This is a genomic window from Neisseria sp. P0009.S007 (assembly GCF_051962515.1).
Window position 1 is genome coordinate 1 of record NZ_JBQCVF010000082.1, and the last position, 10,246, is coordinate 10,246.

The window sequence follows — 10,246 nt, forward strand, 5'->3', positions numbered from 1 at the left end:
AAAAACCCTGCCTATCCTGACACTTTGTACGTTGACAGCCTGATTGGCGCCCATACCGTCAACACCGTTCCCGATGCCACACTCAAAGCCTTTATCGACCACGGCACCGCCAAAGCCACGTTAACCGAAGGTGTGAACGAAGCCCAAGCGCAGCTTGCCGAAACCGCGAAACTCGGCATTGATGTTGAAACTTTGGCAACTCGTTTACAGGAAGACGGTTTGAAACAATTTGAAGAAGCCTTCGCCAACCTACTGGCTCCCTTGGCTTAAGCGGATTGAACGGGCGGCAAAGAAACTTAAATCATTTTGAAAAGTCTCAGGCCGTCTGAAACCCAAATTCGGGCGTGTACGGCACACCCTTTTCTATCACGATTTGAATACCGTGCAGGCATACTGCCCCTGCCCTACAAAACCACCCTGCCATGTATATAGGACGTTTTGCCCCCAGCCCTACCGGCCTACTTCATATCGGCTCCCTACTGACCGCCGTTGCCTCCTATGCTGACGCGCGCGCTCATCAGGGTAAATGGCTGGTCCGCATTGAAGACCTTGACCCCCCGCGTGAAATGCCCGGCGCCGCCGACGACATTTTGCGCACGCTTGAAGCTTTCGGCTTTGAGTGGGACGGCGAAATCGCCTATCAAAGCCGCCGTTACGACCTATATCAAGACACCCTCGACCGCCTTAAAGCAGCCGGGCTGGTGTATCCCTGCTATTGCAGCCGCAAAGACTGGCAGGCGGCGGCAACACATGGCGCAGACGGATTTGTGTATAACGGCCGTTGCCGCAATCCTCAGCAAAGACCCGACACGCAAAACAAAACGCCGGCATGGCGCATTCAAGTGCCCGATCGCGTAATCGGTTTTCCAGACGGCATTGTCGGACATTACGCACAAAATCTGGCGCACGACATCGGCGATTTTGTCCTACTTCGTGCCGACGGCTATTGGGCATATCAGCTTGCCGTGGTTGCTGACGATGCCGACCAAGGAATAACGCATATTGTCCGCGGTCAGGACTTACTCGTTTCCACGCCACGCCAAATCTATCTGCAACAATGCCTCGGCGTTCCCACACCGGCCTACGCCCACCTTCCCCTATTGACCAACAACCAAGGGCAAAAATGGTCGAAACAAACCCTTGCCCCGGCTTTGGATTTGAATCAAAAAGAACAACTCCTACGCCAAGTCCTAACCTACCTCAACCTACCCGATGCACCTACCGTGAACCGTCCGCAGGAATTGCTTGATTGGGCGGTGGTACACTGGCAAATGGACAAAATCCCAAAATCGTCCATTATCACGGACTGAATTAGCGCAATTACAACAAAATTACTCTAGGTATTACAATATTTCATAAAATTATGTAAGTAATCTTCCGATTCATCCCAAACCATGCCCAAGAAGCGAAAAATCATGTATATTTTAAAAATTTCCTAAAATTGTCACAAACTGATAATTTCAAGCTGACAACAACATACGGCTGACGCGTTATCAAGGACGACAAAGCGCGACAGATCTCCCACGATACAACAAAAAGAATACCGCTATGCCAAGTGCCATTATTGTAGAAGACGAAGTATTAGCAGCAGAACGCTTACGTGTATTATTGGAAGAGTGCAATGTCGTACTGCTCAACGTCTTTCACCATGCCATGCCAGCATTGGAGTGGCTGAGCGTCCACGAAGTTGACATCGTCTTTGCCGACATCGGCATGCCGGAAATCGACGGTCTCGAATTTGTCGAACGCATTAAGCGTACCGCCAAGCGCCAGCCGGAAATTGTCTTCACCACAGCCTACGAAGAACACGCCCTGCGCGCATTTGAGCTGGCTGCCGCAGACTATCTGCTCAAACCGATCAAAATGACCCGCCTGCAAACCGCGCTTGACCGCATCATCGAGAAAAACCGCGAAAAAGCAGACAGTTTTACCCATTTCAAAGTGTACAACCGCGAACGCATGGTTGAAATTCCATGGCAACAGGCGCGTTACCTGATGGCGGAACACAAAACCGTCTATCTGTTTACTGGCGACGGCCAAAGCTACGAATTACCGAAGACCTTGGTTTACTGGGAAGAATTGCTGGGCGACAAAGTCATCCGCATCCACCGCAATGCCCTCGTCTTCCGCCACACCCTCGACAGTCTGATTCGACTGGACGATGACGAAAACGATGAATCCGCATCCACGTGGAGCGCTAAAATTCTCGATATTCCGACCCCGTTGCCCGTCAGCCGCCGGCAACTCTCCACCCTGCGGAAAATCATTAAAAACAGCATCTAACAATGCGCTCCTTGACTCGTTCTCTTTAAATCAAAGGCCGTCTGAAAAGATACTTTTCAGACGGCCTTTTAACTTATCAGCCAAATGGTAGAAATTTAAAAAAAGAATAGTCCAAATCTGTCGTTTAGCTCTATCCAAGCTTTCAATTTGATCAAAGCTTGTTTTGCCCTCAAACAAGCTTTTCTATCCACCAATCCAACATTTTTGAATTACTACTACTCAACAGAAAAGGCCGTCTGAAAAATTCAGACGGCCTCGATATTCAAGCCTTACAAATTAAAAGAACAATTCACGCCAGCTGATGCGTTTGAGTCCGCATGTACGGCCTTGTACTTCCAGGCTAACCAGCTGGTTAGACAAGAGACTGCGATCGCCTTTGGTTGCAAAACATTTATTGTTTGGCACGCTCGGCGTAGCGTTCAACTCCTTATCCGTACCCGTGCCGCCGCTATCGCCATCGGCAGTTACCGGAGAATCATCGGCTTTGCTGGAATTTATATAAGTAAAGTTGATAACACCATCAAAAGTCATACCGTTGGCGTAATAAATCTGGCCATTATTCTCGCGTTTGATAAATGTACGATCCTTGCTGGAGATACGCGCATCACGCAAGCCCAAACGACCGCCATTTTCAGCATTTACACCCAGAATAATCGTTTTCGCTGTCGTTTGTGTGGATGTACTGTCCGGTAAACAAACATCGGTACTAGAAGAGTCAGTATGAATTGTTTTGGTTTCATACTTGCGGATGGTCACAACAGCTGTACGCAAAATCATCGTCGGCTTGACAGTCACACGTTCATTCGGATCTAAAGTCAGACTCCAGCCTTTTTTACCTTCACCAACCTTATTGTCGCTGACATAAATATGTTCGTCGTCACTTTCTCTAGTTTGCTGTTCCAACTCACTACTTTTTGCCAAAACCGCATCAGTAGATACATCATCGTAAATACCGTAAACGGCATTGATTTGTCCGTTAGTACCTTCTAGTTCATTCTGATAAATCTCGCTACCCGTACCAAAAATAACGACATACTTATCTTTACCACGACGTGATACCGCAGGCGCAGACGTAATCGGTTGATTCCCCGAACCTTGGAAAATCATTTGCGCCGACCATTCAGACTCGGTTTTACCTCTCAAGTCGAAGCGGAACATATTGCCGTAACGGTCACCGGCATAAGCAATATCAACAATACCGTCAAAATCGGTGTCTACCAAAGTAGGGGTAGAGAGGCCGCCTTTGCCATTCGGTGCAGGAATTCTAGCTAAGAGCTTGCCGGCTTTAGAAGAAGAAACATTAGTACCAGTATTTTTTGTCCCTGCCTCTTTCCCTGTCATATCATAAACATACAAAGCCGTTTCATTGTCGGCACTGTTCACATCCTCAGTACGATAGCCGCTAGCCAAGAAGCCCGCATAACGCACATTCGATTCCAGATTGACCGGAGTGGTATCGCGTTTGATGGAAACACGGCCGATTTGTGTCGAACCAATGGTATAACCCAGCTTATTGTCAAAGCCTTTTTTTGTTTCAAACAAAGGCACAGTCGTATTCCAACCACTACGATCGCTGTTAGCTACCGCACCAATATTCAACGCATACGCACCGCGTCCACCCTGACCCATCGCACCAAACATAAAGGTTTGCTTATCAGGCGTTTGGCGGAGAACAAAGCCACCATTAACCATATAGCGGTGTGGCGTGCTAGAGCCGTAACCATCGCGTGCAATATCTTTCAGAACTTTGCCCAAAGTTGTTGCTTGACCTTTCTCGTCCTCGCGCTCCATGCCTGCCGGAATATAGCTGAGTTTCAAGTCATAAGGATTGCTAGGCGTACCATTACGGAAAATATGTACCATGCCGTCATTGGCAGCAGAGACCAAAAACTCTTGACGGTTGTCGCGCTTATCGCCAATAGCTGCAACCGAACCATCTAAAATATCGCCTAAATTACGTTCATCTTTACTTGAATCAGCAGAATCTGTCGGACGAATTCGATAAGACTGGCTATAACCTTTTGTCTCTGCATCCGCTTTGATGGTTTCATCACTACCTACTCGGCCAGTCCATTTCAGCAATGCATTTTTCCATTCCAACTTATCTTTCGCACCACCGTCTGAAATGCCAAAATCGGCATTTGAAGCCTCATTATCTGCAACTCTATCGATGAAATAGGTCTTACTGCCGTCATTAACCAAAGTAAGGCGGTTATTAAATGATGGCTGAACAAACTCAGTCGTATTGATAGGTGTACCATCACGGTTCAATTTATAAAACCGCAATTGACTACTCCAAGAGCCGGTATTCAAATGAACCGTTGCCGCCATATCGGGAATACCCATACTGGTCGTTGCCGGAGCAGTAGAGGATACTCCTTCAAATTTCGTATTTTTGCTGTCATTTTCAATATTGTCGACAATGGTTTTAAAGGCTTCAAGCAAATCTTCTTTTTTCGCAGCATTAAAATACCAGTCTGGACGGCTCGCACCCTTTTCCAGATACTCTCTCCCAACTTCAGAGATCCCCTCACCAAAACCCACAGTAAAAGTCTGAACCAATTGCTTGCTGTAATCTATGCCTTTGGGATCGCTTGGATCACCATCCCAGCTCTTACCCGCAGCATCTGAACCGTCTTTTGCTGTTTTAATGTCTTTTTCTGCCAAAGTCTGGCTAAAGAAACGCATACCGCGTTTTTCATCCTTATAGTTCCTATCCCAATAAGGAACAATAATTTCGCCTGCAGCTACCCACATATACCTACCATAATTAGGATCATACTCATGCTTATATTTACTAGATTGACATAGCAATTTCTTTTCATTCTCAGGCAAGCCAAAATCATTATCATATTGATAAGGTAGAAAATCAAAGTATCCTTTGATACGACCTCCACCATTAAAGAATTTACCTTTCCCATAGCTATCATCATTAGCCTTCACTTCAGACGGCCCAAAATATTGGTATGCAGACGTACCCGCACTACGTTCAATATCGCGGTAATAGTTTGAATAGTAATAATCCCTATCGTAGTTGAAGTTAGTATTACGAGATAAACGAGGATCTTCACCTGGAATCTGGTTACTACAACTCATATTGGCATCGCCGTCCGACATCACAATCACATAAGACTTCTGACAACGGTATTTGATATTGGGCATCACAAAGTTTTTGACTACTTCATAGTAGCGGCGCGTGATTGGCGTAGCATGGCCAGGATCAATGCCATCTACCCTCCTTTGAACATCCTTCCAATCATCGGTAAAGCCCCCCTCATCTGGAGTATCAGTACGACCATTGTTATGCAGAGTTTGCAAACCCCACTGGAATCGTTGTTTTTCGCCATACTCTTTCAATACCGATTTTAGGGCCTCCTTAGTAATCGTTATTCTTTTATCAGCCCGTACAGATGTTTCCTTACCTTGTACATTCCATTGCATACTGCCCGAGTCATCAATCAAAAACATAATATTGTGTTTGACTTTGGGTTGGCCGCTGACGTCGGTTTTGTTTTGCAGGTAAAAAGGAGTTTGGGCAAATTGCTGCGTATTTGCCTGAACGGAAATACTGATGAGTGCTAAAGCGGAAGCTACGCTTGCATGAATGAGGCGATAGCGGCCTGATGGAGCGTTTTGCATAATGTGTTCTTTTTTCATCGGATAATCTCAGCTAAAAATGACGTTGTTTTTATTTTTTATAAGGTTACGATTCTAGCATAAACAGCCTGTTTCATGTTTGATTCGGCTGAATTTCCCTACACCTGCATTTCAAACACAACAAAAATGAAACAATCTGCCTGCTCAGTTTTCAGACGGCCTGACTGAATATTTAGTTCAACTTTATTCATCAAGCATTCCAAAAGCAAGGGACTGTACCATAAAGATAAAACGTTTTTAAATTATCGATTATTTGCTCTACGCTTGAAATTCCTATTACTTTGACTTAAAATACACTGCTTCTACGGCATAGACCGCTATGTCTGAAAAAGCACGTTACACAGCAAAATCAAAGCTGCGGAGCGTGTTTTTTTTTAGCCGAGATTTCCGAAGGCTGTCTTTTTTGTAAACAATTTTTATTTTTCAGACGGCCTGACCCATTTTTTTCGAACCGACCATCATCAGGCAAACAGGATTCCATCATGACCACTCCGGCTCTTCTCGTTCTCGCTGACGGCAGCGTATTTCACGGCACATCAATCGGTTACGAAGGTTCGACTTCCGGCGAAGTCGTGTTCAACACTTCCATGACCGGCTATCAGGAAATCCTGACCGACCCTTCCTACTGCAAACAAATCGTTACCCTCACCTACCCACACATCGGCAACACCGGCACCAACGCCGAAGATGAAGAAAGTCGCAGCGTTTACGCCGCCGGTTTGATTATCCGCGACCTGCCGCTCTTGCACAGCAACTTCCGCGCCTCTGAAAGCCTGCACGACTATTTGGTACGCAACCAAACCGTCGCCATCGCCGATATCGATACTCGCCGCCTGACCACCCTGTTGCGTAAAAAAGGTTCACAAGGCGGTGCAATCTTGACCGGTGCAGATGCCACGGTTGAAAAAGCACAAGAACTGATTGCCGCATTCGGCAGCATGGTCGGCAAAGATTTGGCAAAAGAAGTTTCCTGCACAGAAACTTACGAATGGACCGAAGGCGAATGGGAATTGGGCAAAGGTTTCGTTACCCCTTCCGAACTGCCTTACCACGTCGTCGCCTACGATTTCGGTGTCAAAACTAACATCCTGCGCATGCTCGCCTCGCGCGGCTGCCGCCTGACCGTCGTTCCCGCACAAACCAGCGCGGAAGAAGTATTGGCACTCAATCCTGACGGCGTATTCCTGTCCAACGGCCCCGGCGACCCCGAGCCTTGCGACTACGCCATCAAAGCCGTACAAAAACTGATGGAAAGCGGCAAACCGATTTTCGGCATTTGTTTGGGACACCAGCTGATCAGCCTCGCCATCGGCGCAAAAACCCTGAAAATGCGCTTCAGCCATCACGGTGCCAACCATCCAGTACAAGATTTGGATAGCGGCAAAGTCGTCATTACCAGCCAAAACCACGGTTTCGCCGTTGATGCTGACACTTTGCCTGCCAACGCACGCATTACCCACAAATCCTTGTTTGACAACACTTTACAAGGCATCGAACTGACAGACAAACCCGTGTTCTGCTTCCAAGGCCACCCCGAAGCCAGCCCGGGTCCGCAAGACGTCGGTTATCTGTTCGACAAATTCATTGACAATATCAAAGCAGCAAAACAATAAAGCTGATTTTTTCAGACGGCCACACTCAACTCAACAACAGGCCGTCTGAAAACCAAACCTCAAATATATGAATTCAGGTACACTCTCTCTCAACATCTACACAGTCTGAAACCCAACCCTCTAATCAAAAAGGAAAAACCATGACAGAAAAGCAAATGCGCATTCTTTCCGTCGTCGCCACCCTAACCGCCGTCGGTATGTACGTTTCCTATATCCCACAAATCCAAAACAACCTTGCCGGCAACCCCGGCTCGCCGTTGCAGCCTCTCGTCGCCGCCATCAACTGCACATTATGGGTTGCCTACGGCTTTTTGAAAGAAAAACGCGACTACCCCGTTATGCTGGCAAACGCCCCAGGCATCATTTTGGGTTTGATTACATTTGTCACTAGTTTTTAAGGAAGTTTTCAGACGGCCTGTGCAAAATAAAAACGCAAAAGGTCGTCTGAAAAAGAGTCACCAAAATATCAACGGCAGGAATTTTTCAGGTAGCTTTTTATCGAAAAGCAGATGGAACAAATGCCGCGAGCGTTTTTTCAGACGACCTTTGAACCCATCGGTAGGGTGTGTGCCGCAAGGCACGCACGCGGTGGGTTGGAGTTGCAGGGAAAATGGAGAACGCGTGCGTACCGCACACACCCTACATGCAGGCTACGGCTTACTATACATTAAACAGGAGCAAATAATGAATCCGATAATGGGCGGTAACATCTATTCTGCGACACTGGATGGCTGGGAAATTTCTTGGGAAAGCCAAAAAGAATATCGACACTGGTGTATTCAGAAAAAATCAAATAATAACAGAACATTGTTGGTCATTATGTTCAACCCAGGGAGCTTGAGTAGCGATGGGAGAAATTTATCTAGAGATACAACTCTTCGTATACTTCGTGAAGTATGTGGCAATGCAGGATTTAATCAGGTAATTCTAAATCTTTTTGATTACGCAAATCCCCAAACCGCACCTTTGTTCTCAAATTGGGAGAAACGTGATTTAAATAGCAACCTGATATTTGAGCATCTTTCTGAATTTAAATACGATAATTATATTATGGCATATGGAAGCTATCAGTCAGATCTATTATATGAGAAGGATATTTTGGAGCGTATCAATTTAATACAAAACATGCTAAAAAAAGATAAAGAGATTGAGTTGCCAAGAAATCAAAATGGAACACCTAAACATCCAACTGTATGGCAGCGACAAAAATTAAAACCCGATATTACTAGAATATTATCTAAGTATAGAGAAAATTAACTGAAATCATAGAGAGTCATAACATGCCCAAACGTACCGACCTAAAATCCATCCTTATCATCGGCGCCGGCCCTATCGTTATCGGTCAGGCCTGCGAATTTGACTATTCGGGCGCACAGGCCTGCAAAGCCTTGCGTGAAGAAGGCTATAAAGTCATTTTGGTAAACTCCAACCCTGCCACGATTATGACCGACCCTGAAATGGCGGATGTTACCTACATCGAGCCGATTATGTGGCAGACGGTGGAGAAAATTATTGCCAAAGAGCGTCCTGACGCGATTCTGCCCACGATGGGCGGTCAGACTGCGCTGAACTGTGCGCTGGATTTGGCGCGCAACGGCGTGTTGGCGAAATATAATGTCGAATTAATCGGCGCGACCGAAGATGCGATTGATAAGGCGGAAGACCGCGGCCGCTTTAAAGAAGCGATGGAAAAAATCGGTTTGTCTTGCCCGAAATCTTTTGTCTGCCACACCATGAACGAGGCATTGGCAGCGCAAGAACAGGTTGGCTTCCCTACCCTGATTCGTCCTTCTTTCACGATGGGCGGTTCGGGCGGCGGCATTGCCTACAACAAAGACGAGTTCTTAGCAATTTGCGAACGCGGTTTTGATGCGTCGCCTACGCATGAGTTGCTGATTGAGCAGTCTGTTCTCGGCTGGAAAGAGTACGAGATGGAAGTTGTACGCGATAAAAACGACAACTGTATCATTATCTGCTCGATTGAAAACTTCGACCCGATGGGCGTGCATACCGGTGACTCCATCACTGTTGCGCCAGCACAAACATTGACCGACAAAGAATACCAAATAATGCGTAATGCTTCGTTGGCAGTATTGCGCGAAATCGGCGTGGATACCGGCGGCTCAAACGTTCAGTTTGCAGTAAACCCTGAAAACGGCGAGATGATTGTCATTGAGATGAACCCACGCGTGAGCCGTTCTTCCGCGTTGGCATCTAAAGCAACGGGCTTCCCGATTGCCAAAGTAGCAGCCAAACTGGCTGTCGGCTTTACACTGGACGAGTTGCGCAACGACATTACCGGCGGCCGTACCCCTGCGTCGTTCGAACCTTCCATCGACTATGTCGTAACCAAAATCCCGCGTTTTGCGTTTGAAAAATTCCCTGCCGCAGACGACCGCCTGACTACGCAGATGAAATCGGTGGGCGAAGTGATGGCGATGGGCCGTACCATTCAAGAAAGCTTCCAAAAAGCCTTGCGCGGCTTGGAAACCGGCTTGTGTGGCTTCAACCCTCGCAGCGAAGACAAAGCGGAAATCCGCCGCGAACTGGCCAACCCCGGCCCTGAGCGTATGATTTTTGTAGCCGATGCGTTCCGCGCAGGCTTCACACTGGAAGAAATCCACGAAATCTGCGCCATCGATCCTTGGTTCTTGGCGCAAATCGAAGACTTGGTAAAAGAAGAAAAATCGGTT

At 46.9% G+C, this 10,246-nt stretch carries 8 protein-coding genes; 7 read left to right on the top strand and 1 reads right to left on the bottom strand.

The genetic code is table 11. From position 1 onward, the window contains the following. From ACTHS3_RS08340 to ACTHS3_RS08350, 3 genes are all read left to right on the top strand, one after another. Nucleotides 1-270, top strand: a 270-nt coding sequence (locus tag ACTHS3_RS08340; protein WP_440367661.1) for a transaldolase family protein, incomplete at its 5' end; no start/stop codon positions are given. A gap of 152 nt (nt 271-422) precedes the next feature. Continuing rightward, nucleotides 423-1,310 (top strand): tRNA glutamyl-Q(34) synthetase GluQRS, encoded by an 888-nt coding sequence (gene gluQRS, locus ACTHS3_RS08345; RefSeq protein WP_070459492.1) that lies wholly within the window; start codon nt 423-425, stop codon nt 1,308-1,310. A 238-nt stretch (nt 1,311-1,548) separates the two neighbouring features. Then, entirely contained in the window at nt 1,549-2,283 is a 735-nt protein-coding gene (locus ACTHS3_RS08350; RefSeq protein ID WP_070459495.1) for a LytR/AlgR family response regulator transcription factor, read from the top strand. A gap of 276 nt (nt 2,284-2,559) precedes the next feature. On the opposite strand, the gene pilC is transcribed toward ACTHS3_RS08350, so the two are convergent. Further along, nucleotides 2,560-5,940 (bottom strand): PilC family type IV pilus tip adhesin, encoded by a 3,381-nt coding sequence (gene pilC, locus ACTHS3_RS08355; RefSeq protein ID WP_070608481.1) that lies wholly within the window; start codon nt 5,938-5,940, stop codon nt 2,560-2,562. Nucleotides 5,941-6,422: 482 nt separating this feature from the next. On the opposite strand from pilC, the gene carA reads away from it, so the two are divergent. From carA to carB, 4 genes are all read left to right on the top strand, one after another. Further along, nucleotides 6,423-7,553, top strand: a complete 1,131-nt coding sequence (gene carA, locus ACTHS3_RS08360; RefSeq protein ID WP_070625072.1) for a glutamine-hydrolyzing carbamoyl-phosphate synthase small subunit — start codon at nt 6,423-6,425, stop codon at nt 7,551-7,553. A gap of 140 nt (nt 7,554-7,693) precedes the next feature. Next, nucleotides 7,694-7,951 carry a SemiSWEET family transporter gene (locus ACTHS3_RS08365; RefSeq protein WP_049331825.1) on the top strand — a complete coding sequence of 86 codons (258 nt, stop codon included), beginning with the start codon at nt 7,694-7,696 and terminating at the stop codon, nt 7,949-7,951. A gap of 286 nt (nt 7,952-8,237) precedes the next feature. Beyond that, nucleotides 8,238-8,810, top strand: a complete 573-nt coding sequence (locus ACTHS3_RS08370; protein ID WP_049331827.1) for a DUF1643 domain-containing protein — start codon at nt 8,238-8,240, stop codon at nt 8,808-8,810. Nucleotides 8,811-8,833: 23 nt separating this feature from the next. Further along, on the top strand, nt 8,834-10,246 hold a 1,413-nt coding region (carB, locus tag ACTHS3_RS08375), incomplete at its 3' end, for a carbamoyl-phosphate synthase large subunit (RefSeq protein WP_440367664.1).

What these genes read in the sequence shown, in the direction of transcription:
- carA (WP_070625072.1), top strand. Translation starts at nt 6,423, where the DNA reads ATGACCACTCCGGCTCTTCTCGTTCTCGCTGACGGCAGCGTATTTCAC.
- ACTHS3_RS08350 (WP_070459495.1), top strand. Translation starts at nt 1,549, where the DNA reads ATGCCAAGTGCCATTATTGTAGAAGACGAAGTATTAGCAGCAGAACGC.
- pilC (WP_070608481.1), bottom strand. Translation starts at nt 5,940, where the DNA reads ATGAAAAAAGAACACATTATGCAAAACGCTCCATCAGGCCGCTATCGC.
- gluQRS (WP_070459492.1), top strand. Translation starts at nt 423, where the DNA reads ATGTATATAGGACGTTTTGCCCCCAGCCCTACCGGCCTACTTCATATC.
- ACTHS3_RS08365 (WP_049331825.1), top strand. Translation starts at nt 7,694, where the DNA reads ATGACAGAAAAGCAAATGCGCATTCTTTCCGTCGTCGCCACCCTAACC.
- ACTHS3_RS08370 (WP_049331827.1), top strand. Translation starts at nt 8,238, where the DNA reads ATGAATCCGATAATGGGCGGTAACATCTATTCTGCGACACTGGATGGC.